Below are 25,095 nucleotides of genomic sequence, written 5' to 3' on the forward strand. Positions count from 1 at the left end.
TGCAGCAAGGATTTACAATGCTTACCGATCGCGAAGTTATCAGCACTCTGAACATGCTCCGTAACGAGCATCTGGATGTGCGTACCGTAACGCTGGGTATCAGCCTGTTTGACTGTGCCAGCGACGACTTTGACCGTTTTGCCACCCGCGTACACGACAAAATCAGCCGCTACGCAGAGCATCTGGTAGCCACCTGTGACGAAGTGGGCGAAAAATATGGCATCCCCGTTGTAAACAAGCGCATCAGCATCAGCCCTATGGCTGTCGTCGGCGCACCTTTCGGACCGGACGAAATGGTTAAGGCTGCGCAGGTTCTTGACGCCGCCGCAAGCAATGCCGGTGTGGACTTTCTGGGCGGTTTTACCGCGCTGGTTGAAAAAGGTATGACCAAGGGCGACATGGCCCTTATCGAGGCTCTGCCCGAAGCGCTGGCAACAACAAACCGTGTCTGTTCTTCCATCAACGTGGGGTCTTCCCGCTCCGGTATCAACATGGACGCCGTGGCCCTGATGGGCGATACCATCGTCAAAATTGCCGACCGCAGCGCAGACCGCGACGGCATCGGCTGCGCCAAGCTGGTGGTCTTTACCAACATCCCGCAGGACGTTCCTTTTATGGCCGGAGCCTATCTTGGTACCGGTGAGCCTGACGTTGTAATCAACGTCGGTGTTAGCGGCCCGGGTGTGGTGAAAAAAGCAATCGACCGCGCCATGGCAACAAAGAGCCGTTCGCTGGGTGATATTGCAGATGTTATCAAGCGTACCGCCTTTAAAGTAACCCGTGTTGGCGAAATTATCGGACGCGAAGTTGCAGAACGTCTTGGCGTACCCTTCGGGGTTGCAGACCTTTCGCTTGCACCGGCGCCGCAGGTGGGCGACTCCGTGGGTGAAATATTCCAGAGCGTAGGGCTTTCCTCCATCGGCGTGCCCGGCTCCACTGCCGTTCTGGCAATGCTGAACGACGCTGTCAAAAAAGGTGGCGCGTTTGCCAGCTCGCACGTGGGTGGCCTTTCCGGTGCCTTTATTCCCGTATCTGAAGACCTGAACATTGCCGAAGCCGCGGCCAAGGGCATTCTGACGCTGGAAAAGCTGGAAGCCATGACAAGTGTCTGCTCCGTAGGTCTTGATATGGTGGCGATTCCCGGAGATACCCCCGCAACGACCATTGCCGCAATCATTGCGGATGAAATGGCCATCGGCATGATCAACAACAAGACCACTGCCGTGCGCATTATCCCCGTACCCGGTAAAAAAGCCGGAGACACGGTTTCGTTCGGCGGGCTGCTGGGCGAATCTGCCATTATGCCTGTTCCGGCCGGTGGCAGTTCCGAACAGTTCATACGGCTTGGCGGGCGCATTCCGGCACCCATCCACAGCCTGAAAAACTAGAAGCTATATAGCGGGGCCATGCCCCGCTTTTTTTTGATATGCAGAAAATGCAAAGGAGGAACCATGCAGGAGATCAGCTGGAACGATTTTGAAAAGGTGGAGCTTCGTGTCGGCACGGTTCAGCGTGTGGAGCCTTTCCCTGAAGCCCGCAAGCCTGCGTACAAGCTTTGGATATACTTCGGTGAAGAAGTCGGAGTACGTAAATCAAGTGCGCAGATCACAGCGCACTACGATATGGAAAGTCTTGTAGGGCGTCAGGTCGTGGCCGTTGTCAACTTTCCGCGCAAGCAGGTTGGCCCTTTTATGTCTGAATGCCTTGTAACGGGCTTTGCAGATGCGCAGGGCGACATCGTACTTATCGCTCCTGATAAACCTGTTCCCGATGGTTCAAAACTGCATTAGCAGACTTGATACATCCCAAACGCAGAAGGGCGGCACCAGTTGCGGTGCCGCCCTTCTGCGTTTTTGGCATTATGCATTGTTACAGATGATTGCACTGGAAACTGTAGTGGTGATTGCAAGCATAATACAATCTAATGCATGTATTGTATACCTGTGCAGTATAAAATATATGATGGGTTTTTTATTTGCTACTGCAAAAGTATAAAATAATACTCCACCTGTGTAGTATAGTTATTTTATTTCAAATAAATACTTCACAAAATAATTTTTTATGGTATCTATACCTGAAAGATAGAGTAAAGAATATCACGCAATGCACTGTTAGATTGATCATAGTGCATCGTAATAACGTTCACTACACTATGCTGCGGAAAAGGAGGCAAGCATGCAACTACCTGATGCATGGGACTGGGAAACCGGTGAACGCACCATTATAGAGTCTACCGCTCCTGAAGAAGGCCACCTTTGGCAGGAAGAGTTGCAGGCTTCGCCCGATGGTGAAAACTTTGTTGCTGTATGTGCCGTGGACGAAGCCACATTCTCGTTGCGTTGCAACGATACTGTACAGGAAGAAACATACGATAAAATATGGCTTCCCCGCTTTACGCCTGACGGAAGAATCTCAGCATTGGTGCAGGAAGACGGCGAATGGACCATGCTGGCAGGAGAAGAGTTGTGGCCCGACAGGTACGGCTATCTGTGGGGTACCCTGTTCGGCTCTGCGGGTGAAATTGCCGTACCGGTACAACAGGACGGCGAGTACGGCATGGTTGTGAACGGCGTTATATGGGAAACGCTGTACGAAAACGCCACCAATTTCTGTATGAGCCCAGCAGGGGGCAAGACCGCTGCCGTTGTGCAGACGCAATCCATGGGGCAGGCAGACATTTCTACATTCCAGCAGGGAATTTACAGTGTCGCGGTCAACGGCACGGCATGGCCTGCCAACTTTGTGAACTGCTGGACTCCTGTTTTTTCGCCTGACGGTCACCGTGTGGCTGCTCAGGTCCGTCGCAATCTTTATGATTATACCATCGCTGTGGATGGTACACCGTGGACAAGCTCATATCAGTGTGTGTGGGAGCCATGTTTCCACCCTGCCTCGGGCAGTGTGGCTGCGCCGGTCCGGCAAGGGGGCAAGTGGGGTGTTGCGCTGGAAGGGCAGATGCTCTGGAAAGCGCGTAACGCCCAGTGCTGGAACCTGCAGTACAGTAAGGACGGCAGAAACTTGTGGGCCATCGTCGCACCGGAATATGGCAGCTTTACAGTTTCACTTAATGATCTGCCGTGGAACTTCCGCGCACCCGTCGTAACCGAACTTACGGTTTCTCCTTCGGGGGACAGGGCAGTTGCTCTCGCCTGTGAGAAAAATGCAAACTGGCAGGTTGTGGTCGACGGAAAGCCCTGGCGTGGTTCGTACGACATGGCGTGGAAGCCTGCCTTCAGCCCTGACAGCAACCATATAGCCGTCCGTGTCGAGCGTAACGGCAAAATGGTTATCCTGTTTGATGACGTTCCGGTAACGGAAGCATTTGATACTGCTTTTGATCCTGTATTCAGTCCGGATGGCCGCAAGCTGTTGTTGCGTGGCGTTCGAAACGGCAAGGCGTTGCGCATTGTTGCGCAGCTCTACTAGCAAGGGAGGCGGATGTGACGGCTTTCTACAACTTCGTTTCCGGGCCGCTGGCGTGGGCTGCGTGGGCCGTGTTTATTTTGGGCAGCGTATACAGGCTGGTAACCATGCTGCGGTTGGCAAAGGCTAAAGACGGCTCTTCTCTGGCTTATATGGACTGGAAGTTCAGCCTGCGCTCCATTCTGCACTGGGCAGTTCCTTTCGGCAGTCTGGGCTGGCGTGAAAATCCGGCGGTCACCGTACTGACATTTGTATTCCACCTCTGCTTTTTTGGCATTGCCATCTTTTTGTCATCGCACGTCGTGCTGTGGGATTACGCCTTCGGCATCGATTTCTGGAGCCTGCCGGACCCTGTAGCAGATATAATGACGCTGACCGTGTTGGGCATATGCATTTTCTTTGCTTACCGAAGGTTGTTCACCCCCGCCGTGCGCTTTATCACCCGTCCCGGCGACTGGCTGGCGCTGGCGCTGGTGGCCCTGCCGTTTCTTACGGGATTCATGGCCACCCATATGGTGGGCGACAACCTTATCATGAGTACGCTGCACGTGTTGTCCGGCGAGGCCGTACTGGTAGCGATACCGTTTACGCGGCTCAGCCATGCGCTGCTTACTTTGTTCACGCGGGCGTACATGGGGTCTGAATTCGGCGGCGTACGCCATTGCCGCGACTGGTAACAACTTCCGCCTAGCTACTCCTGAGGAGGCCGAAAATGGGCATTGCCGACCGGAAAATCGAAGACGAAGGCCTGAAGCGCGGCATAAAAGCGCTTACACCGGATAAAATCCAGAGCGTTATCCAGAATGTGCTTCAGGGGGAAACCGGAGCCAAGCTGAAGGCGTATGCCGAAACATGCATGCGCTGCGGTATGTGTGCCCCTGCCTGCCACTATTACCTGTCACATGATGGCGACCCCAGTTATTCGCCCGCAGGCAAGGTAGACCAGACGATGTGGAAGATATTGCGTTCAAACGGACGCCTTACACCGGACGATATCTACCTGATAGCGCAACTGGCCTATACGGAATGCAACCTGTGCCGCCGCTGTACGCATTACTGTCCCATAGGTATTGATACGGGCTACATTATGAGCACCGTACGCCGCATATGCCACAAGCTGGGCGTTACCCCTCTGTATATTCAGGATACGGCCCACAGCCATTCCGGCACAATGAACCAGATGTGGGTAAAAGAAGACGAATGGATAGACAGCCTGCAATGGCAGGAAGAAGAAGCCCGCGACGAGATTGCAACAGTGCGTTTTCCCATTGAGAAGGAAGGCGCGGACATCATGTACTCTGTTATCGCTCCGGAACCTAAATTCCGTACCCAGCTTATTTATCAGGCCGGTGTCATTTTCGATCAGGCCGGAGTCGACTGGACTCTGCCTCAGACCCCCGGTTGGGACAATAGCGATATGGCCATGTTTACAGGCGATTACGAAATAATGGGCCGTGTGAAGCGCGCTCACTTTGAAGCGGCACAACGCCTTAAAGTTAAACGCATTGTCATGGGCGAATGCGGCCATGCCTTCCGCTCCATCTATGATGTGGGCAACCGCTGGCTCGGCTGGAAGTGGCACCCCGTGCCGGTGGTTCATTCTGTCGAATTTTTCTGGGAGCTGTTCACAGAAGGCAAAATCAAATTGGCTAAACAGTTTAAAGAACCCGTCACCATCCATGACCCGTGTAATATTATCAGGGGACGCGGGTTGATGGAAAAACTGCGCGAGGTTGTCGGGTTCCTGTGTCCTAACGTGGTGGAAATGACACCCAACCGCGAACACAACCTGTGTTGCTGCGCAGGTGGCGGGGTCATCAACTGCGGGCCGCCTTTTAAAAACGTCAGGGTGGAGGGCAACAGGGCTAAAGCCGAGCAGCTCAAGCGTACGGAGGTTGGCGTGGTTATCGCCCCTTGTCACAACTGTCACGGCGGCCTTGAGGATATCATCCATCATTACGAGCTGGGCATGTCGCTCAAGTTCCTCGGCGACCTGATTTACGACTGCATGGAAAAGCCCGGCGCTCAGTAGGCGGCGGTTCAGGGAGGTCATATGTTGCACCGCACGATCATTGTCCTGACTCTGCTGGCCGCCATAGGTGTGACCTATGCTCTGGCTGGCGCGCCTGATGGCGTTATCACAGTATCTACCAGCGCGTTTGAGCCGCTGACACGGCCTGCCGCAGCGTTTGCGCACGATGAGCATAACGAAAAAGCAGGCATTGATGACTGCGCGGCGTGCCATCATGGAGAAATTGACGGCAAGCAGACGCTGGAAGAAACCAGCGAAGGCACTCCCTGTGCAGACTGTCACGCCCTTACGGTAAAGGACGACCGCACGCCGCTTAAGCGGGCTTACCACCGCCAGTGTATGGGGTGCCATAAAACAACAGGCAAAGGTCCTGCCAACTGCGGCGGCTGTCATAAGCCGTGGCCCGCATAACAGGTACGGAAGGCATGGCATGAACAATGTGGCATTGCTCCCCACAGGCTACCTTGAGTCGCAGGATGCACCGGTTTCCAACGATCCGTTGGCGCTTCTGGGCATGGTGGTCTCGCTGGAGCAGGGGGTCACATTACGCAGCTTCATGCAGATGCTCAGGCTGTATCCCGATTTTGCACGGCTGAGTCCGTTTTTTGCGCAAGCGCTCGCTGAGACGCAGAAACAGCCTTCAGCCAACTGCATAACGGATGCGTTTACGGTGTTGCAGCTTGCAAAACTCATTGAACTTACAGGGTTTCCGGGAAATCCTGCAGTACAGTCCTACACCACCCTGCGGGGCACGAGCGAACATGGCGGACAGGAGCACGAGTTGCGGTTCATATCTCTTGGTGAATTGCTGGATATGCCTCTGGCGCTGGGCGGCGTGAAACATACTGTATTTGGCGACAGACCGGATGTGCTTATATGTGAGACCGCATTCAGTCTGTTCGACGTCATCGAAGGCATCGCATGGGAGATGGGCTTTCAGGGCGGCTCCCGGCAATGCAGCCTCAGGAGGTAGCATATGTTCAAAAAAATTCTCTTCGCCACTTCTGCTTCTCCGGCCAGTGACAATGCGGCAAAGGTTGCTTTTGACCTTGCACGGCGCAATGGCGCAAAGCTGCTTCTGTTCCACGTGCTTGGTGTGCCGAGCCGCGGTTTTTCCCATATGGTGCGCGATCTGCGTACAGGGCAGGAAGAACACGCAGACGCTGATTACCGCGAATGGGTAATTGATGAACTGAAAAGCACGTATGCGGAACAGCTTGAAGGTTTTGAAAAAAACACCAACATCGAACTGGCAGTGGGCGTGCCGCATACAGAAGTGCTGCGCTTTGCCCGCCATAACGATGTGGATTTGATCGTCATGGGGGCAAATGCCCGCGACGACGACCCCGGTGCAGCCCGCACCCGCAGCGTCATCGGCAGCACCATGCAGCGCGTGGCCCGCACTGCACGGTGTCCGGTGCTTATCGTCAACCGTCCATGCACAACCTGCTGGAACCTGTTCTCAAACATTGTCTTCTGCACAGACTTCTCAAAAGCTGCTGACTCTGCGTTCAAGTTCGCCCTCAGCAGTGCAAAGGAAGTGAACGCACGCCTGCATTTGTTCCACGCTTTTGATATGCATGCCTCCAAGATGGGGGTTTTCCCCAGCCAGTCCGATATCGAAAGCCGCCTGCAACATGCCCACAAGCAGATGGAGGAGCGTTACATTTCGCAAATGGGCGACTTTGACAACTACCAGGTGGATATCTGGGAAGGTACTCCGTATGTCGAGATTCTCAAGTACGCCCGGGAACGGCAGGCTGACCTTGTGGTAATGGCACACCACACCAAGGAAGTTGATCCCGAGCAGGCTGAAATAGGCAGTACCGTAGAGCAGGTTGTGCTCCGCTCCGCATGCCCTGTGGCAAGTGTGGTGCATCCTGATAAAGTTGCCGCCTGATAGCACTGCGGTCTGACAGCGGGAGGCGGTAATGCCGCAGACCATTCTGGTAGTGGATGACGAAATGAGCTTCAGGTTTTACCTGAAGGCGCTGTTCGAAACGGGCGGTTATCACGTGGTGGCCGCCCGAAACGGAAGCGAAGGCCTGCAAATGGCCCGTACGCATAACCCCGACCTTGTGCTGCTGGATGTTATGATGCCGCATCAGGGCGGGCTGGAGATGTACCGGGGGCTGCGTTCCGACCCTGAATTGCGCAGCGTGCCTGTAGTTATGCTTTCGGCAGTAGGGGCGGGTACCTTTGCCCACGGGCTGGCCATGATAGGGCTGGCGCAGGGCGATTTGCCGCCGCCGCAGGCATATATGGAAAAACCGCCGTGCCCGGAAGAATTACTCAGCACTGTCCGTACCGTGCTGGATTCGCAGAAAAACGACGTAAAGAGGCACAGGGAATACAAGGAGAGCTGCAATGCCGCACAAGATCCTGATTGTTGACGACGACCCTTATATCGTCAAATATCTTGTGGATATCTTAAGCGACAATGGCTACGCCACATGCTCCGCCTCAGACGGAGCAGACGCAATGGCCGTGATGGAGCGCGAAAAGCCGGATCTGGTCACACTTGATCTGGAAATGCCCAACGAATGGGGGCCGCGTTTTTACCGTAAGATGAGCAAAGCTCCGGAGTTCAAAGAAACACCGGTCATTGTCATCAGCGGCCTTTCCGGTATTCACCTGGCTATCCGTAACGCTGTGGCGTCGCTTAAAAAGCCGTTTGACCCTAATAAACTGCTTGAGATTATACGTGAAACGCTGGGAGAGCAGGGGCGCTCTGCCGCCGCTATGGCCTCCGCCGACGAATAGCATGACGGGGCGCGCTCCTTGCGGGGGGCGTCCCGACGCAATCACCGGCAGGCTGCCATACTGCCGGAACGCGCTGCTATGCGCCGAGGAGTATCCATGAGCCATTCCATCCTGCTGGTGGACGACGAAGAAGGAATCCGTACCGTTCTGGGTCTGTCACTTGCTGATGCCGGATACCGCGTGACCACCGCTGCCACAGGTGAGGAAGCCCTGCGACTTTTTGATCAGACGCAGCCCGACATCGTTCTTACCGATATTAAAATGCCTGGCCTCTCGGGCCTTGACCTTCTTGCGCGGATAAAAAAACAGTCGCCGGAAACGGAAGTCATCATGATAACCGGTCACGGCGATATGGACCTTGCCATCCAGAGTCTGAAACAGGATGCCACGGACTTTATCACCAAGCCCATCAATGACGACGTGTTGGAAATAGCCCTGAGCAGGGCCAATGAACGTATTTCCATGCGCGCTCAGCTGCGTGACTACACAGAAAATCTGGAAAATAAAGTACGGGAACAATCCGCAAGGCTTGTTGAGGCGGAGCGTCAGCTTGCCGCACAGCAGATGATGGACGGCTTTTCCGTGGGTCTTAAAGCCCTGCTTAACGCCATGGACAGCGCCATGGGCGGAGTGTTCAACGAGCTGCCCTGTTTTGTTGCCGTGCACAGCCGTTATCTGGAGATCATATCCGCAAACGACCTTTACAGGGAGCGGCTGGGGAATCTTGTCGGGCACCAGAGCTGGGAAGCATATTACGGGCGTGACAAAGAAAGTAACGGCTGCCCCGTGCTGACCGCCATTCGTGAAGGGCGCGGCAGCAGGACGGAAGAAATGCTTATCGATAAGCATGGCAACGGTATTCCGGTACTGGTTCATACCGCACCCATTCTGGATAATGACGGCGAAGTCGAGCTGGTGCTGGAAATTTCTGTCGATACTTCGGAAGCCCGTCGGCTGCATGAAGAGCTGCGCTTAACCCGTCACCGCTACGGGCAGCTTTTTGAAGAAGCTCCCTGTTATATCACCGTGCAGGACAAACAGTTCCGTGTGGTGGAAGCAAACAGGCGTTTTCGTGAGGACTTCGGCAATGCCGTGGGCGGCTTCTGTCATGATGTTTTCGTGCACCGCAAGACGCCCTGTTCGGGCTGTCCTGTTCAGCGTACGTTCATTGACGGGCAGCCGCACCAGTACGAAACCGTTGTCACTTCGCGCTCCGGCGAGCAATACAATGTTCTTGTGTGGACAGCGCCACTACGGGATGCGAACGGCAACATTATTGAAGTGATGGAGATGTCTACAAACATCACAGAGTTGCGGCGGTTGCAGGACCGCCTTTCCAATCTCGGGTTGCTGCTGGGCTCCACGGCGCATGGCATCAAGGGGCTGCTGACCGCACTGGACGGTGGCATCTACCGCCTTGGCTCCGGCCTTGAACGCGGTAACACGGAACGCATCGAAGACAGCTATAACGATGTGAAGCATCTGACAGACCGCCTGCGCAAGATGGTTCTCGATCTGTTGTACTATTCCAAAAAGCGGGCACTCAACTGGGAAATGGTTGTGACTTCACATTTTACTTCCGAGGTTGCCGCCCTTGTGCAGCCCAAAGCTGAGGCGCAGAATATCAAGTTTACCGTTGAGGTTGAACCGGATGCAGGTACGTTTGAGGCAGATTCCGGCGCTCTTTCTGCCGCGTTTGTCAACCTGCTGGAAAATGCAGTGGAAGCCTGCGTTGCTGATAAATCGAAAGAAGAGCACGAAGTGTTGTTAAGCGTTACAGGTCTGTCTGACAGGGTTGAGTTTCTTATTACCGACAACGGTACGGGCATGGACCGTGAAACCCGTGAAAAGCTGTTCACGCTGTTTTTTTCATCCAAAGGTGCAGCAGGAACAGGAATCGGGCTGTTTGTTGCCTCGCAGACGGTACAGCAGCATGGCGGTACTATTTCGGTAGGTTCGGAACCGCAACAGGGTACCACTTTTGTGGTAAGCCTGCCGCGAGTTCTGTCTGACTCTGCAAAAGAAAATGAAGAGAACGCCGGAGCAGGTAACGGGGCGCAAGCTGTGGAGCTGGCTGCCGGATAAGCTGTTGCCGGGTTAGTAGCTGCCTGTGAAGTTGTCTCCGGAGAAGCTGTTGATGGCTTCTCGCATGCGGATGGAACCCTTCAGGGGAACAAGGGGCATTGAGGGAAAATGTAATATTGTTGTCATAAAAAATAGCCCCGTTTATAGCGGGGCTGTTTTTTATGAATATGCGCTAACGGCCCTGCGTTGACTCCGCATCATCAAGGCTTGCCGGTGCGTCATCCGGACTATTTTCCATGGCAAGCTGCTGCTGCGCTGTCGGACCGCCAAAGTTCATTATCAGCATACCGGCAAAGGCGTCTTCTTTTCCTTCACGCTGGCGGTATACTTCAACTCTGTAAAGAGATTCGCGGGTATCGATGGAAAAGCCGGGCAGAAAATCAGCCTTGCTTACATTAAGTCCCGCTTCATCATCTACGCCTTTTTTCGTCATGCCGATCACGTTGATACGGTAGCCTTTTATAGGCTCCACCATAAATTCGCGTTGAACAGAGACGACATCTCCCACTTTTGCCGCGGTGGACTCGCCGTCAATCTGCAATGCAACGTGTTCCAGCGAATTGTCGTAATCAAAATACTGGGGGTTGATGGCTGTCAGGCGGCGGTTGCCGTAGTAGACGTCAAAGCGGTTGCTGTCCGGCAGCAGCGTGAGCAGCGGGCGCAGCGGTGAAAAGGTTACCGGCTGCCCTTTGTGCATGGGGATGTAGCTCACTGTCCGGCGGATGTCGTCCAGCGGCAGCGTGATGCGCCCGTCATACAGACGTACGGCAAGGTCACGTTCTATGGCGCCGTAAACGCCGCCTCTGGTCAGGGCAAAGTTACGGGTGAACTGTATTCCCATCTGCCGCATGAATGATTCCAGAACGCGCAGATGGTAGTACGCACGGACGTGCGTGGGAAATTGCTTGCTGGCTTCGATGCCGAAGGCGGGCTTGCCGTGCAGGATGGCAAAGTATGTCAGGGTTTTTTCCATCTCCCTGTCGCCCCGCCGCGTTTCGGTATTTTTCAGGTAGTATCTGTGGTTACCGTCCAGCAGTTCGTCATTGGCATGGTCTACTGCTGTTTTTCCCATTTGTTCAAGGTTGCCGTAACGGGGTGCATTAAGGGTCGCCTGATCGATAATGACAGACTGTCCCCAGCGGTTCGGGTTACACTGGCTGTTTTCCCATGTGGGGCGGTAAAAGCCGCTGCCATCATGCAGGTTAAGTACGGCGTCCACCTGAGGGCTGACGATGATGTTTTTGATGCGGGATACGGTGTCAAACTCAGGGTCGCGGGAAGGAAGCTTGGCAAATTTGCGGTTCATATCGCCGTGTATGCCGCGTGACCGTTTGATAATGCTGGGAAAGTTCAGGTCCGGCACTACCCACACGTTGCCGTGCGTAATGGTGTAGTGCGAAGCCACCAGTGATGCGGCATTAAAACCGCCCGGTTCGTCGCCCTGAATGCCGCCGATGATAAGCAGCGTGGGCGGGGACTGTGTGGTAGCGGCAGGTGCTGTTGCCGCTGCTTCTAATTTGTGCAGTGTAAAATCCAGCGCAGGAGCTGTCAGGCTGTCCGCTGCAAAGACCGCTGGCGTAAACGACAGGAGAAAGAGTATCAACGCGATAGTGATGCGCTTCATGACAGTACCTTTATGTGCCATGGCTCAAATCGTACTCCCAGCAGGTTGTCCTGCGGGTAGCGCAAAGTGATGTAGCCACGTTCTTCAAGTTGTTTGAAGATGTCAGTTTCAGTAAAGCGGGCTGTAAAATTTGCTTCGCCGAAGCCGTGCTGCCCAACGTCAAAATCGCTTACCGCATGAAACGAATAACCGGGAGGCGCCAGAGAACGCGAAGCGAGCGACAGGTTGCCTTCAGAGACAACGGCCTTGTTCAGAAACAACATGAACTGTTTTACCACACCACGCACGCCCGAAGTCAGAATAACCCTTTCGCCGAAAATCTGCTGAATAGCCTGCCATGTCTCCTCCGGCTTGCCTTTGAATAGCCAGTTGCCCATGCCCGGAACTTTTATCACTTCGCGTTGCGGAATGCGTTCCGTCAGTCTGGTGACAGGCTTGGTACCGTAAAAGCCGTATACAGAGGCATCGGTGTGAAAAATTTCGTCCAGCAGGTCCTTTTCTGCTTTGCTGAAGGTGCCGATGGATGGGTACGAGTCGGCCAGTCGCAACGCTTCGTCAAAGCTTAAGATGTAAAAATTGCCATGGCCTACGACCCGCTCGGTGCGGGCAAGGCGGGCTGTGGCTTTTTTTAGTGTGGAGAATCTTTCGGGACTTAAGATGATATCTGCCGGATCGGGCGCGTCAAAGTTCTGCATCCGCGATACATAATCCCGCACAGGCGACTCTATAAGTCCCTGCTGCGGGGCAAACTGCGTCAGCGCTCCGGCCAGAGCGGGCCCGTGGTGCAGCAGGCCTGCGGCGCATGCCGAGGCTGCAATGGCAAGAAAATGTCTTCTGTTCATGCGTGTGTGCAGACGTGTCTCCGCGGTTGAGCTGTAGCTGCTGTGGGACCGCAGGTTGCTGCGGACTGGGTATACAGTATTGTAGATGAAAATAGCCTGCAACACAAAGGATCAGGTATGCTGCCGCTTGACCAGACGGGCTGAGTTCTTTTAGCGTGTGTTGTTGATCTGAATGCAATCATCCTCGTCGCTCCGCATAGGGAGTCAGACGGCAACCGGCGTCCTGCAAAAAGGGCGCGTAAAGGGGTTACAAATGGTCCAGAAATCGGAAACGATCTGGTTTGACGGCAAGCAGGTTGCCTGGGACGAAGCCAATGTGCATGTTCTGACCCACACCCTGCATTACGGTTTGGGCGTATTCGAAGGCATCCGTGCGTACAAGAGTGCAGACGGTACTTCTTCTGTTTTCCGCCTCCGTGAACATATCGAGCGTCTTTTTGCTTCTGCCAAGATTCTACGTATGGAAATTCCCTACACCGTAGACCAGCTTGTGGATGCCGTTGTGGAAACTCTGCAGCGTAACAAACTGGACGAAGGCTACATCCGCCCTCTGAGCTTTGTGGGTGCAGGCGCCATGGGCGTTAACCCCGGTACCAACCCTATCCAGACCATTATTGCAACATGGCCCTGGGGCGCGTATCTTGGCGAAGAAGCTCTTGAAATGGGCATTCGCGTAAAAACCAGCTCGTTCCAGCGTCATCACGTAAACGTGATGATGACCAAGGCGAAAGCCGTGGGCAACTACGTTAACTCCATTCTGGCAAAGACCGAAGCCGTTGCAGACGGTTACGACGAAGGTTTGATGCTGGATACCGCCGGTTATGTTTCTGAAGCAACCGGTGAAAATATCTTTATCGTACGTAACGGCGTGATCAAAACCACTCCCCTTACGTCCATCCTTGACGGCATTACCCGTAACAGCCTGATGACTCTGGCTACCGATCTGGGTTACAAGGTTGTGGAGCAGCAGTTCACTCGTGACGAACTGTATGTTGCAGACGAAGCATTCTTCTGTGGTACCGCAGCCGAAGTCACCCCCATCCGCGAAGTGGACCGCCGTGTAATTGGCGCCGGTAAAGCAGGTAAGGTAACCAAACACCTGCAGACCGAATACTTCAAGGTTGTAAAGGGCGACAATCCGAACTACGCTCACTGGCTGCATAAGTACTCCGTGTAGCGGCATATGCCATTTATGGCCGGCCCTGTCATGGCAGGGCCGGCTTTTCACCTTTTAGCAACTCTGAATAATGAGCCACGCATCGCTTACCGCCAAATACAGGCCGCAAACCTTTGCCGACGTCGCAGGGCAGGAAACTGTTAAAGCCATCCTTTCACGGGCGGCTGCCGAAAACAGGGTTGCGCCCGCATATCTTTTCAGCGGCACGCGCGGTGTCGGCAAAACCACCATTGCACGAATTTTTGCCAAGGCGCTTAACTGCGCAAACGGCCCCGCGTCAGAGCCTTGTAATCAGTGCGACCAATGCCGCAAGATTACGCAGGGCATGGCTGTGGACGTGGTGGAAATCGACGGCGCTTCCAACAGAGGCATTGATGATGCCAAACGCTTGAAAGAAGCCATCGGTTATGCGCCGATGGAAGGCCGTTACAAGGTTTTCATCATTGACGAAGCGCACATGCTTACCCGCGAAGCATTCAACGCATTGCTGAAAACGCTGGAAGAGCCGCCCGCCAACGTGACCTTTGTCATGGCGACCACTGAGCCGCACAAATTTCCCGTAACCATTGTCAGCCGTTGTCAGCATTTTACATTCAAACGTCTTACGGAAGCCGGTCTTGCCGAGCATCTGGAACGCATTCTCGGCCGCGAAGGCACCCAGTTTGAGCCGGAAGCCGTCAAGCTGATAGCCCGCAGAGCCGCAGGCAGCGTGCGTGACTCCATGTCACTGATGGGGCAGGTGCTGGCGCTCGGCAGCGAATCTCTGACCGTGGCCGACACGCGTGGTATTCTGGGGCTTGCAGGACAGGAACTTTTCTTCCGCGTTATGGACGCCGTAAAGCGGCAGGACTGTGTCGCGGTGTCATCCGTATTGCGTGACGTGCTGGATCAGGGGCTGGATCTGGGCTTTTTCCTGCGGGAACTGACAAGCGTGTGGCGTAACCTTTTCATGTTGCGTCAGGCTGGTGAAAGTGCGCTTGCCGTGCTCGACCTGCCCGAAGACGAAGCCAGAAAATGGTTGGAATGGGCTCCGCAGTTTGCGCTTTCGCATATTCATGCCTGCTGGCAGATGACGCTGGAAGGGCAACGCAGAGTGCTGAACAGCCTTGAACCGGCCATGGCGCTGGAATTGCTGCTGCTGAACCTTGCCTTTATGCCGCGCCTGCTCGGTATGTCTCAGGCGTCACAGGTGGCCCCGCCGCCCAAAGCTGCGGACACAGATGCCGCAGCACCTAAAGCACCGGCAGCAGGTGCAGTGCAGCAAAACCCCTCTTCTGCTGCGGGAGCCGCACAGGTTCCCCCCGCAGGTACACACGGCCAGACAGTGCAGCAGCCTTCCGCTCCGCAGTCCATGCCGGATGATGCTCCGCACCCTGCGGATTCTCAGCCGGATACAGGGGACCATGCAGCAGCAGATGCGCCGTCTCCGCCGGAGGAAGCCCCGCCGGGGCAGCCTGAGCCGTCCGGCCCCGCCACGTGGGAGGGATTTGCACAGTTCTGCCAGCAGCAGAACGGGCAGGACGGCGTAAGTTTGCAGCTCCTGCGACAGATGAGCGGCGTATTCCGCGACGGCGTTTTGCATATTGCTCCCAAGTATCAGATGCAGTACGACCGTCTGGCCCATCCGGATATGATGACGGCTCTTAAGCCGCTTGCGCAGCGCTACTGGGGCAGCGACGAGGTTGAAGTCGGGCAGCCCACAGAGCAGCGGAAAGCGCTTAGCGACCTGCGCAAGGAAATTGATCAGCATCCGGCGGTACAGCGTTTGAAAGACGAGCTGGGTGCGCGCATTCTGGCTGTGAAATATTTAGAGAAAAACAATAAGTAATTGTCGCATAAGGCTACGCCACATAAGCGACATTGTCGGAGGATATCACTATGAGAGGCATGCAGGATATGCTGCGCCAGGCGCAGATTATGCAGAAAAAAATGACCGAACTGCAGGAACAGCTGGGGGAACGCACTGTGGAAGCCACCGCTGGCGGCGGTATGGTGACCGTGGTTGTAAGCGGTAAGCAGGACCTTAAGTCCATCAAAATCGATCCCGCCGCAGTTGACCCTGAAGACGTGGAAATGCTGCAGGACCTCGTACTGGCAGCCATCAATGAAGGTGTCCGCCTTTCTAAAGATATGGTGGAAAAAGAAATGGCTGCCCTTACCGGCGGCATTAAAATTCCGGGCATGATGTAGCACTGTGTCTGCACAACGTTTGCCCGAACCGCTTAAGCTGCTTGTGGACCGGCTGGCAAAATTGCCGGGTCTTGGCCCCAAGTCTGCATTGCGCATGGCCATGACATTGCTCAAGTGGCCGGAAAGCGAAACCCGCGGCCTTGGCACTGCCATTGCCGGGCTTCGTGATAATCTGCACCTGTGCCATCGGTGCGGCTCGCTGACGGACGTTGACCCCTGCAGCATCTGTACGGATGCCTCGCGCAGTCGTGAAACGCTGTGCCTTGTCTCGGAGTGGGACAGCCTGCTGGTTATCGAAGACGGCGGCTTCTACAAGGGGCAGTTTATGATTCTGGGCGGGTTGCTGGCACCGCTGGATAACGTGAATCCGGAAACACTGGAGCTGGAGCGGCTGCGCCGCAGACTGGCAGAAGGCGAAATCCGTGAGATTATTCTGGGGCTGGGTACCACGCTGGAAGCGGAAAACACCGCATCCTACATACGCAGCATGATTCAGCGCGATTTTCCGGACATTCGTGTAACACGCCTCGCTCAGGGAATTCCCCTTGGCAGCGAAGTGAAGTTTATCGATAAGGAAACGTTGCGCCAGTCGCTGCAGTATCGTCAGGATCTGTAACAAGCATTTATGTAGAGTGAATAAAGGGATGCCTTGTGCATCCCTTTTTTTGTGGCTGATGAGGCTGCCTGACGTGTTTGCCCAATGGGGTTGGCCAATAGGATCGGTTAACAAAACGCTTCGCGCCCTTGGGGGGGCTTTTCTATGGAGGGTTTGTCGGGGTGATATACAAGATAAAGGGGTAAACGGAGGGCTTGGGGTCTTGTCCGGCAGTTTTATGAAGGCGGTGAAGCACTTCCTCGGGCAGTACAGCTTTCGTTATGCTTAAGCGTAGGTTGCCGCTTTGTTCAAAAAACTCTATTTGTCTGTAATGCAACAAGATACAGAACATAATACTCTTCAGGCGCTTGAACGTGGACTGCCGCTTGCCGGAGTACGAGTGCTTGAAATCGGCTGCGGGGATGGCAGGGTTACGGCGCAGTATGCCCACCTGCCTGCAAGCATCACGTGCGTGGAACCCGAATCAGCACCTCTGCTGAAGGCCCGTAACGTGCTGTCTCAAGCCCGTTTTGCCTGCTGCTCGGGTATGGAGCTGCCTTTTGCCGCAGATAGCTTTGATGTGGTTCTCTACACGCTTTCGCTGCATCACCATCCTGATTCCGAAAAAGCGCTGGAACAGGCCGCTGCCTGCCTCTGCTCCGGCGGGCTGATCGGCGTGCTTGAGCCTTGTTCTCATAGCCATATTCAGGAGTTCTGCTCCATTGTGCGCAACGAAAACATCGACCTGCATGTTGTGGAGGCTGTTTTGGGGCGCACCGACTACTCTGTTGCCGCCCGATTTGAATTTGATACGCGCTGGGTCTTTGATGATTTTGTCGAGTTGCGTGATACGACGCTGAACCATTACGGCAAGCCGCATACGCCGCAGATAGAAGCAGCCATGCGGGACTATCTGCGCGACCATGCAGATGATACGCCGCTGGTACTGCGTGATACTTTGCGCTTGACCTGCCTGCGGGTGTAGACGGTAAGTAGCCGCTGCTGATTCGTAGCCAGATGCTAGCTAAGGCTTGCGGGTTCGGTAAAAAAGCAGATGGTACCGCATGAAGTGCGGCATAGGCGTGGGCAGGATTTCCAGTACCGCTTTTGGGGAGCGTGCTTCGATTATGCTTCCTCTGCGGTTTGATGTGAAAGAATTTGAGGCCGTAGGCATCTTGTACAAGTAGCCTCTGCATACGACTAAAGACTTACATAAGTGCGTGCTGAGACAAGTGCACTGATCGAATGAATGCAAGTGAATACAGGAGGCTCGAAGAATGAGGCAGGCATCGCTGAATGCTTGAATCAGGCTAAGTGTACAGGTGGCAGCGCACCTGATGCTGATCGGAAATCGGTACGGCTTCGGGGATGTGTTCGCGGCATTGCGGCATTACGTGCGGACACCGCGGGTGAAAATGGCAACCGGCAGGCGGTGCGAGCGGACTTGGCGGTTCTCCGCCAAGGTGCGGATGTCCTTTGCGTGCTCCGGGAACGGGGACAGGCAAAGAGTCCAGCAGGGCTTTGGTGTATGGATGCTTCGGGCTTTCATACAACATGTCGCGGGGGGCTACTTCTACAATCCGGCCAAGGTACATGACGGCGACCCGATGGCAGAGATGCCGCACCACGCCTAAATCGTGCGAAATGAAGAGGATGCTCAGCCCGAGATCGTGCCGTAATCCTACCAGCAGGTTCAAGACCTGAGCCTGCACCGAGACATCCAGTGCGGAGACAGGTTCGTCGCAGATAAGCAGGCTTGCATCCGGTGCCAGTGCCCGCGCAATGGCGATTCGCTGACGTTGCCCGCCGGAAAATTCATGCGGATAGCGGTTGTAATGTTCCGGCGCAAGCCCCACCATGTTCAGCAGCTCTTCCACCCGTTTCACCCGTTTGTCGCGGGGCATTCCCTGCACTTCAAGCGATTCGCCTATGCTGCGGCCTATACGCATACGCGGGTTGAGCGACGAAAACGGGTCCTGAAAAATCATCTGTACACTGCGCGGCATATGCACGTGTGCGCCACTTTCATGGTGCACAGGCTCGCCGTCTAGCAGAATGCGTCCGGAAGAAGGCGGCAGCAATCCTGCCACCATGCGCGCAAGCGTGCTTTTGCCACATCCGCTTTCGCCCACAAGCCCAAGCGTTTCCCCGTGCTCAAGGTGCAGAGACACGGCGTCAACAGCCTGCACTGTGCTGGCGGACGTATCAAGCAGCCGCTGTTTCAGTTTGAAGCTGCGGGATACGTTTTCCAGTTGCAGATGCGGCTTGGCGGATGCTGTCATAGGCTTGTCGTTGTGTAGCGGCGCGGGCCGGTTGCTGTTCGGGTGCCGCTGCCTGCCGTATGTGGTGCGGCATGCAGCGGCATGCGGATAGTATGCTAGACGATTTCGCTACCGGCAACTCCGGCGGTGGAAAACGTGGCCATGTCGTTAAAAATTGCAGCCGCAGAGCGGAGCAGGAACAATGTAAGCGCTGCGCCGGTACCTTCGCCAAGGCGTAAGCCAAGATCGTGCAAAGGTTTAATGCCTAGCATTTTCAGCGCGGCTTTGTGGCCTGTTTCTGCCGATGCATGGCTGAAAAAGCTGTAATCAGCAACGGCAGGGCAGAGCTTCCATGCGGCAACCCACGCGGCGGTAGAAATAAAACCGTCTACCAGCACTGCCATGCGATAGTAGGCACCGCCCAGAATAAGACCCGTCAGCGTGGCAATTTCGTATCCGCCCAGCGCGGCAAGAATATCCAGAGTATCGCCGGAATCTACAGCCTTGCTGTTGACGGCAAGACCGGTACGGATAATATCAGTTTTACGCACAACGCCTTCGGGGGTGATTCCTGCGCCGGGTCCGGTGATGTCGGCAGGGTCGATACCAAGATATGCGCAATACAACGCTGTGGACGGGGTTGTGTTTGAAATGCCCATTTCTCCCGTTCCCACAGTGCGGCAGCCGGATTCATGTGCCATGCGGGCAAGGTCGATGCCCAGCATGACGGCCTGTTCGCAATGTTCACGGCTCATGGCGGGGCCTTTTGCCAGATTGGCGGTGCCTGCGCCGATTTTGCGCTGGATAAGCCGCGGGTGTTCAGGATATGCACCGCCGCAGCTGCCTGCGTCCACCACAAATTGTTCGCAGCCTACAGTGTTGCATAACACATTGATACCGGCCCCGTTGTTCAGAAAATTCATTACCATCTGGCGGGTGACTTCCTGCGGAAACGGGCTTACGCCTTCCAGGGAAACGCCGTGATCACCGGCAACAGTGTAAATGCGGGCCGGATCAGCAGCCAGAGGGCGGTTGCCGCCTTGAATACAGTAAAGGCGCATGGCCAGCTCTTCCAGCCTGCCAAGACTGCCCAAAGGCTTGGTCAGATCATCCAGATGGGCCTGTGCGGCAGGCTCAAGGCTTATATCAACGGGCTGTATACTCTTGATTATATCGTGCAGCGGGTGCAGCATGGAGACTCCTTTTCGAATCAGGCAAAGTACAACCGGCATGGTGAAATGGCAATACCGCGCTTGCGCGGACATTCAAAGGTGGCAGATACTATGAGCATATGCGATACTCCGGCAAAAACAACAAGATGTACACGACTTGCCTCGTTGCGCGTTCATATTGCAGAAGCACCGGCAGCATATCTTTGCGTTTTCATGCTGTGCTTCAGCCTTCTGGCGGCAGCATCTCCCGCCCGTGCCGGACACGGAGCCATGCCGGACTCTCCCCGCATCACGCCTGTAGTGCGGGCCGTGCATAAGGTTGCCCCTGCGGTAGTAAATATTACTACCGCACGTATGGTTGAAGGCTCCAACCCCTTCGGCCCTTTTGCAGAGTCTCCGCTGTTTCGTGAAATGTTTCGGGTTCCGGGGCGTCAGCAGCGCATGCAGCGGCACAGCCTTGGGTCCGGCGTCATCATTGACGGGCAGAAAGGGCTTGTGCTGACCAATGCGCACGTCATTGCCGGAGCAAGCAGCATCCGCACGCACCTGCTGGACGGCAGAACATTCGAGGCGGAACTGCTGGGCGCAGCACCGGATTTTGATATTGCGGTACTGCGCATCCATGACGCAAAGGCATTACCCTCTGTGCCTATGGCTGATTCTTCAGATATCATGCCGGGCGAGACCGTTGTTGCCATCGGCAATCCCTTCGGATTTAAACATACGGTAACCACCGGTGTGGTCTCGGCCCTGCAACGCTCCATACGCACGCAGCAGGGCACCTTTACCGATCTTATCCAGACCGATGCAGCCATTAACCCGGGCAACAGCGGGGGCCCGCTGATCAATATTCTGGGCGAACTCATCGGCATAAATACCGCCATTCAGGCCAACGCGGAAGGAATCGGATTCAGCATTCCGGTGAATAAAGCCCGCAGGGTGGTGCAGGATTTGCTCAGCAAGGGGCGCGTCAGCCCTGTATGGCTCGGGCTGGAAGGGCAGGACCTTGACCAGCGCACAGCCGCATGGCTGGGGCTGAACAATACAAGCGGCATTCTGGTGACAGCGGTATATCAGGGCTCGCCGGCGGAGAAGGCAGGCTTGCAGGCAGGAGACGTTATTCAGCAGATTGAGTCAGACGCTGTGACGGATAAGGACCATTATCTGCAACTACTGCGAAACCATACCCGCGGTCGCCCGTTGAGGCTGCTGATATTCAGACAGGGTGACCGCATGGAAATGTCTGCCACACCTGCGGTATTTCCTGTGCGTGACGCTTTGGTCATGGCAACCCGCAAATGGGGCATGGCCATGCGCGATGTAAGGGGGCAGGGCGTTATGGTGGAGAGTGTACAGGAAGGCAGCCCCGCAGCACGTCTGGGACTACGTGCAGGTGATCTGATATTGCAGGTAGGAGGCATGCGGACGGACTCTTTGCAGGCATTTGCCGAAACGTTTATCCGGTACCGTTTGTCGGGCGCAGTTATCATGGTTGCAGCCCGAGATGGGCGTGCTGCCTATGTGCGCATGATTATGTAGTTTTTTTGATTGATTATAATATTTTTTGCCCTGCTTTGCTGAGAATGCACCTCAAGTCTTGACACCGTATGGGGGGAAAGCTATCTGCACTGCAATGGTTAGCTGCCATAAGTCCGCGCTTCGCGGCTTTACGCGGCGCGGTTTATAAATCGTACGGGGCACTGCCCCAATAAAAACGCCTGGAGGATTACCATGGGTTGGAATGTAACTGTTGATCACGACAAGTGTACCGGCGACGGCGAATGCGTAGACGTATGCCCCGTAGAAGTTTACGAACTTCAGGACGGCAAAGCTGCTGTTGTTAACGAAGAAGAATGCCTCGGTTGCGAATCCTGCGTGGAAGTTTGCGAAACCGACGCAATCACCATCGAAGAAGTGTAAGCTCGCTTTTTTTTCGCTAGCGTACGCTACGTGCTGCCGGACGACAGGATTCCTGTTGTCCGGTCAGCATTTTTTTAACAGGATATTCCCCGCATCCTGTATTATTCCGCACACGTAGTCCGGCGTGGCGGAAGCAGAACAACTCCGGCCTGCATCGTTCGCCGGTTCCGTTTCGGGCCATAAAAACGCCCATTTCCGTAACGGAATCGCCATGATTGGACCGTCATGCACTGGACAGGCCCGACCGCGGTGATTACCTGACTTCCCGACCGACCAGAAAAACCGGCCTCTCCGCCGAAGTAAAGCAATCGCATGCTGCTGTTTGAAACGGCGCGTGTCTGTTTTGTTACGCGGACCGGGGCGGCGAGGAGCAGAACTAGAATGACGCAGGATTTTTCCGAAATTTTTGCCAGATACGAAGCGCTTGTGGCCGAAGTAGATACGGTCTTCAAGCGTGTGCAGGAAACGCATCCCGAGTGTGTGACCTGTGAAAAGGGCTGTAGCGACTGTTGCTACGCGCTGTTTGACCTGACGCTGGTTGAGGCCATGTACCTTAACCATCAGTTTGCAACTAAGTACGGCTTCGGGCCGGAAAGGTCTGCTCTGGTTGATCGCGCGGGTGAGGTGGACCGTCAGCTTGTAAAGCTGAAACGTCAGGCTCATCGCGACGTGCAGAATGGCCGTGATGCACAGGACATTCTGGAAGAAATGGCCCGCCAGCGCTTGCGGTGTCCGCTGCTGGGTGAATCCGATACTTGCGAACTGTACCAGTATCGGCCCATTACATGCCGCCTGTACGGCATCCCCACCGCCATCGGCGGCAAAGCCCATACCTGTGGCAAGTCGGCGTTTGAAGCCGGCAAGCCATACCCCACTGTGAATATCGACAGAATTCACGAACGCCTTGCAGAAATGAGCCTTGAAATCCGCGATGCTGTAAATTCGCGTTTCAAAGAGTTGCATACGGTACTGGTGCCGGTATCCATGGCGCTGCTTACCAAGTATGATAATGACTATCTTGGTATCGGCGCACCCAAGAAGGAAGGTCGTTAACAATGAATATTTCTGCCAGCATGTTCCGTGACGGAACAATTCAGGAACTTACTCCTGAGCAGGAAGAACAGAAGCGGTTCATTTATGAAAAAATGTCACCGCGACGTAGAAAATTTATCGACCGCATCGGTTACGCCAAGTGGGACCCGTTCCAGAAACCTAATGATCCTCTGGATATCAGACAGGACATTACAAAGCGTACCACGCAGCAGTTGATCCGTGAATTTTTGCAAACCCGCAATCATTCGGATTATACAAACGAATACGGCAAGGGCGCTCTTGAATGCGCTTTAGGCATCATAAACAGAGACGAGAAATACCGGGGCATTTTCGATTTTTGCATCTGGTATCACGAATTGTTGGAAAAAGAGGGGTTTACGGACTATGAAGGATAGCTACGATAACATCGACGAGTATATCGCCGATTTACAGGCCGAAATTAAAGAAAACGAAAACTGCGCAAACCACTACTACAACCTCGGCGTAGCCTTGCTTTCCAAGCGTGACTGGGCTGCTGCGGAAAGTGCGTTCCTTGACTGTGTACGTAATTCCCCGCGCTTTGCCGAAGCGTTTGTGCAGCTTGGCGGCATCTGCCTGCAGCGTGGCGATCTGGAAGGTTGCAAGCGTTACAACGAAGAAGCCGCTCAATGCCGTCCGAAGTTCCCCGCTGCTGCGGCAAACATCGGTTTTGTCCATCTGCAGCTTGGCGAGCCCGAGCCCGCCATCAAGGCGCTGAAGAAAGCCCTTAAATGGGACCCTGACTTTGTGCAGGCCAAGGCAAGCCTTGCCACCGCATACTTCATGGTAGAAGAATACGATGAAGTACTGCAGGTCTGCAAAGAGATCATCAAAAAGGAACCCGCCTTTGCTCCGGCATACAACAACATGTCGCTGGCATACTTTGAAAAAGGCGAGTTCGATAAAGCTGTGCAGTTTGCCGATGAAGCCATGAAACTGGGCTTTGACGTTGCACCGCCCTATCTTGAAGAGCTGAAAGCACACCGCAAAGGGTAATCAGCCCCGCTAATGCATACAAAACGCCGGAAGGATTTCCTTCCGGCGTTTTTTTGTGAAAAACAGAAAGTGAGTCGTCTTGCACGTTACGTAACTTCGCAGGATACAAAGTATCCATCAACGCAGGAGCCATCTGCCCGCTGATAATAATTTGGTATTACCCGCACAGCAGGCAACGCGCAGCCCAGAAAGCTATTTATGCTTTTTATCTGCTGCCTTTCTACTTCCTGCAACGGCGCAGAGGAAGAGACAATAAACCCCGCGCGCCGATATATTGCTGTTATGGAAGCTGGTTGCATGGTGAACAGCGTTTGATGCCTGATGCCGTGCTCAAGCATCATCTGTCGTACGCGTCCGGCAATCGCTGTTGCGTAACCACGGCCCCTCAGCTGGTCCTGCACAGCAATATAGTAACAATGAATGAATCCAGCATCTAATACAGTGCCCGCAGTAAAGCCTGCCGCAGTAGAGCCGTTATACGCGATAACACAAAACACGTTGTGACTTCTGAACTTGTGGACAAACTCTGTGTATGACTGAGGGCAGTTAACATATTCATTAAATGTCGCCTGTACCAGATTGAATACATCCACCGGAAGTTCTTCAGCTTGAACAAAACAAAATGATTTCAGCTTCTGCATGTGTTCTCTTTTTCTGCGCCAGTGTTCCGTTTGTGTTCTTTTGCAGGAATATTGATCAACGCGATTTTCCCGCCACCTGTCAATGAGCTCCTGACATGAAAACCGCCTTCAGGCATTCTGCCTGTTGTTAATGAACAGGGCAGTGGCTCCTTTCGGGATGCAGCTTTTTACTTTGTCTGCCGGCAGGATGCGAGGGTTGATTATGACTGTGGAGAATGGTTAGGTGTTCAAGTCGCAACCTGAGCGTCTGCAATCATCGTTTAGATTGATTTGAGAACAGTCGGGCAGGTTGCACGGAGTCAA

At 54.5% G+C, this 25,095-nt stretch carries 27 protein-coding genes; 21 read left to right on the forward strand and 6 right to left on the reverse strand.

Annotation, left to right across the window (positions count from 1 at the left end):
* Positions 1–17: 17 nt before the first annotated feature.
* The 11 genes from ACK5LI_RS13090 to ACK5LI_RS13140 all read left to right on the forward strand — a co-directional run bounded on the left by ACK5LI_RS13090 (position 18) and on the right by ACK5LI_RS13140 (position 10,303).
* The gene (locus tag ACK5LI_RS13090; protein ID WP_416950052.1) at positions 18–1,388 is read left to right on the forward strand and encodes a PFL family protein; all 1,371 of its coding nucleotides are present in this window, start codon (positions 18–20) and stop codon (positions 1,386–1,388) included.
* Positions 1,389–1,451: 63 nt separating this feature from the next.
* Positions 1,452–1,790: a tRNA-binding protein gene (locus ACK5LI_RS13095; RefSeq protein ID WP_416950054.1), complete on the forward strand. Its 339-nt coding sequence runs from the start codon at positions 1,452–1,454 to the stop codon at positions 1,788–1,790.
* Positions 1,791–2,175: 385 nt separating this feature from the next.
* On the forward strand, positions 2,176–3,426 hold the full coding sequence (gene tmcD, locus ACK5LI_RS13100) for an electron transfer complex subunit TmcD (protein ID WP_416950056.1): 1,251 nt from the start codon (positions 2,176–2,178) through the stop codon (positions 3,424–3,426).
* Between the two features lie 14 nt (positions 3,427–3,440).
* Positions 3,441–4,100, forward strand: a complete 660-nt coding sequence (gene tmcC / locus ACK5LI_RS13105) for a TmcC family electron transfer complex membrane anchor subunit (protein WP_416950058.1) — start codon at positions 3,441–3,443, stop codon at positions 4,098–4,100.
* Between the two features lie 35 nt (positions 4,101–4,135).
* Positions 4,136–5,455: an electron transfer complex ferredoxin TmcB gene (tmcB, locus tag ACK5LI_RS13110; RefSeq protein ID WP_416950060.1), complete on the forward strand. Its 1,320-nt coding sequence runs from the start codon at positions 4,136–4,138 to the stop codon at positions 5,453–5,455.
* 21 nt (positions 5,456–5,476) lie between these two features.
* Positions 5,477–5,866 (forward strand): acidic tetraheme cytochrome c3 TmcA, encoded by a 390-nt coding sequence (gene tmcA / locus ACK5LI_RS13115; protein ID WP_416950062.1) that lies wholly within the window; start codon positions 5,477–5,479, stop codon positions 5,864–5,866.
* A gap of 19 nt (positions 5,867–5,885) precedes the next feature.
* On the forward strand, positions 5,886–6,428 hold the full coding sequence (locus ACK5LI_RS13120) for a hypothetical protein (RefSeq protein WP_416950064.1): 543 nt from the start codon (positions 5,886–5,888) through the stop codon (positions 6,426–6,428).
* Positions 6,429–6,431: 3 nt separating this feature from the next.
* Positions 6,432–7,355, forward strand: coding sequence for a universal stress protein (locus ACK5LI_RS13125; protein WP_416950066.1), 924 nt, complete (start codon positions 6,432–6,434; stop codon positions 7,353–7,355).
* A 31-nt stretch (positions 7,356–7,386) separates the two neighbouring features.
* A complete protein-coding gene (locus ACK5LI_RS13130) occupies positions 7,387–7,848 on the forward strand; it encodes a response regulator (RefSeq protein WP_416950068.1) in 462 nt (153 codons plus the stop codon).
* Positions 7,823–8,218: a DVU0259 family response regulator domain-containing protein gene (gene divK, locus ACK5LI_RS13135; protein ID WP_416950070.1), complete on the forward strand. Its 396-nt coding sequence runs from the start codon at positions 7,823–7,825 to the stop codon at positions 8,216–8,218. Before ACK5LI_RS13130 ends, divK begins: the two co-directional genes overlap by 26 nt.
* A gap of 96 nt (positions 8,219–8,314) precedes the next feature.
* Entirely contained in the window at positions 8,315–10,303 is a 1,989-nt protein-coding gene (locus ACK5LI_RS13140; protein ID WP_416950072.1) for a response regulator, read from the forward strand.
* A gap of 172 nt (positions 10,304–10,475) precedes the next feature.
* Here the strand turns inward: ACK5LI_RS13140 and ACK5LI_RS13145 are convergent, their stop codons facing one another.
* Both ACK5LI_RS13145 and ACK5LI_RS13150 read right to left on the reverse strand, forming a co-directional pair.
* Positions 10,476–11,948, reverse strand: coding sequence for a M99 family carboxypeptidase catalytic domain-containing protein (locus ACK5LI_RS13145; protein ID WP_416950074.1), 1,473 nt, complete (start codon positions 11,946–11,948; stop codon positions 10,476–10,478).
* Positions 11,924–12,769, reverse strand: a complete 846-nt coding sequence (locus ACK5LI_RS13150; protein ID WP_416950076.1) for a M15 family metallopeptidase — start codon at positions 12,767–12,769, stop codon at positions 11,924–11,926. Before ACK5LI_RS13150 ends, ACK5LI_RS13145 begins: the two co-directional genes overlap by 25 nt.
* Positions 12,770–13,022: 253 nt before the next feature.
* On the opposite strand from ACK5LI_RS13150, the gene ACK5LI_RS13155 reads away from it, so the two are divergent.
* The 5 genes from ACK5LI_RS13155 to ACK5LI_RS13175 all read left to right on the forward strand — a co-directional run bounded on the left by ACK5LI_RS13155 (position 13,023) and on the right by ACK5LI_RS13175 (position 17,716).
* The gene (locus ACK5LI_RS13155; RefSeq protein WP_416950078.1) at positions 13,023–13,946 is read left to right on the forward strand and encodes a branched-chain amino acid transaminase; all 924 of its coding nucleotides are present in this window, start codon (positions 13,023–13,025) and stop codon (positions 13,944–13,946) included.
* A 70-nt stretch (positions 13,947–14,016) separates the two neighbouring features.
* Positions 14,017–15,774: a DNA polymerase III subunit gamma/tau gene (gene dnaX, locus ACK5LI_RS13160; protein ID WP_416950080.1), complete on the forward strand. Its 1,758-nt coding sequence runs from the start codon at positions 14,017–14,019 to the stop codon at positions 15,772–15,774.
* Between the two features lie 50 nt (positions 15,775–15,824).
* Entirely contained in the window at positions 15,825–16,136 is a 312-nt protein-coding gene (locus ACK5LI_RS13165) for a YbaB/EbfC family nucleoid-associated protein (RefSeq protein ID WP_416950082.1), read from the forward strand.
* 4 nt (positions 16,137–16,140) lie between these two features.
* Complete coding sequence (recR, locus tag ACK5LI_RS13170; RefSeq protein ID WP_416950084.1) at positions 16,141–16,752, forward strand: recombination mediator RecR; 612 nt, start codon at positions 16,141–16,143, stop codon at positions 16,750–16,752.
* 310 nt (positions 16,753–17,062) lie between these two features.
* Complete coding sequence (locus tag ACK5LI_RS13175; RefSeq protein ID WP_416950086.1) at positions 17,063–17,716, forward strand: class I SAM-dependent methyltransferase; 654 nt, start codon at positions 17,063–17,065, stop codon at positions 17,714–17,716.
* Between the two features lie 325 nt (positions 17,717–18,041).
* Here the strand turns inward: ACK5LI_RS13175 and ACK5LI_RS13180 are convergent, their stop codons facing one another.
* Positions 18,042–19,013, reverse strand: coding sequence for an ABC transporter ATP-binding protein (locus tag ACK5LI_RS13180; protein WP_416950088.1), 972 nt, complete (start codon positions 19,011–19,013; stop codon positions 18,042–18,044).
* Positions 19,014–19,108: 95 nt separating this feature from the next.
* On the reverse strand, positions 19,109–20,185 hold the full coding sequence (gene cobT, locus ACK5LI_RS13185; protein WP_416950092.1) for a nicotinate-nucleotide--dimethylbenzimidazole phosphoribosyltransferase: 1,077 nt from the start codon (positions 20,183–20,185) through the stop codon (positions 19,109–19,111).
* A 192-nt stretch (positions 20,186–20,377) separates the two neighbouring features.
* Between cobT and ACK5LI_RS13190 the strand changes: the two genes are divergently transcribed.
* Both ACK5LI_RS13190 and ACK5LI_RS13195 read left to right on the forward strand, forming a co-directional pair.
* Positions 20,378–21,703, forward strand: coding sequence for a trypsin-like peptidase domain-containing protein (locus ACK5LI_RS13190; RefSeq protein WP_416950211.1), 1,326 nt, complete (start codon positions 20,378–20,380; stop codon positions 21,701–21,703).
* Positions 21,704–21,895: 192 nt separating this feature from the next.
* Positions 21,896–22,084 (forward strand): ferredoxin, encoded by a 189-nt coding sequence (locus ACK5LI_RS13195; protein ID WP_416950095.1) that lies wholly within the window; start codon positions 21,896–21,898, stop codon positions 22,082–22,084.
* Between the two features lie 16 nt (positions 22,085–22,100).
* Here ACK5LI_RS13195 and ACK5LI_RS13200 read toward each other — a convergent pair whose 3' ends face one another.
* The gene (locus tag ACK5LI_RS13200; RefSeq protein ID WP_416950097.1) at positions 22,101–22,265 is read right to left on the reverse strand and encodes a hypothetical protein; all 165 of its coding nucleotides are present in this window, start codon (positions 22,263–22,265) and stop codon (positions 22,101–22,103) included.
* Positions 22,266–22,465: 200 nt separating this feature from the next.
* On the opposite strand from ACK5LI_RS13200, the gene ACK5LI_RS13205 reads away from it, so the two are divergent.
* Genes ACK5LI_RS13205 through ACK5LI_RS13215 form a run of 3 tightly spaced genes read left to right on the forward strand, consistent with a single transcriptional unit; the run spans position 22,466 to position 24,151 of the window.
* Positions 22,466–23,137 (forward strand): YkgJ family cysteine cluster protein, encoded by a 672-nt coding sequence (locus tag ACK5LI_RS13205; RefSeq protein ID WP_416950100.1) that lies wholly within the window; start codon positions 22,466–22,468, stop codon positions 23,135–23,137.
* A gap of 2 nt (positions 23,138–23,139) precedes the next feature.
* Complete coding sequence (locus ACK5LI_RS13210; protein ID WP_416950103.1) at positions 23,140–23,532, forward strand: hypothetical protein; 393 nt, start codon at positions 23,140–23,142, stop codon at positions 23,530–23,532.
* The gene (locus ACK5LI_RS13215) at positions 23,522–24,151 is read left to right on the forward strand and encodes a tetratricopeptide repeat protein (RefSeq protein WP_416950105.1); all 630 of its coding nucleotides are present in this window, start codon (positions 23,522–23,524) and stop codon (positions 24,149–24,151) included. The genes ACK5LI_RS13210 and ACK5LI_RS13215 overlap by 11 nt, the downstream gene beginning before the upstream one ends.
* An 86-nt stretch (positions 24,152–24,237) precedes the next feature.
* Here the strand turns inward: ACK5LI_RS13215 and ACK5LI_RS13220 are convergent, their stop codons facing one another.
* Complete coding sequence (locus ACK5LI_RS13220; RefSeq protein WP_416950107.1) at positions 24,238–24,792, reverse strand: GNAT family N-acetyltransferase; 555 nt, start codon at positions 24,790–24,792, stop codon at positions 24,238–24,240.
* Between the last annotated feature and the right edge of the window lie 303 nt (positions 24,793–25,095).

Origin of the sequence: Oleidesulfovibrio sp. (genome assembly GCF_047973035.1) — a bacterium.
Lineage (GTDB): Bacteria > Desulfobacterota > Desulfovibrionia > Desulfovibrionales > Desulfovibrionaceae > Oleidesulfovibrio.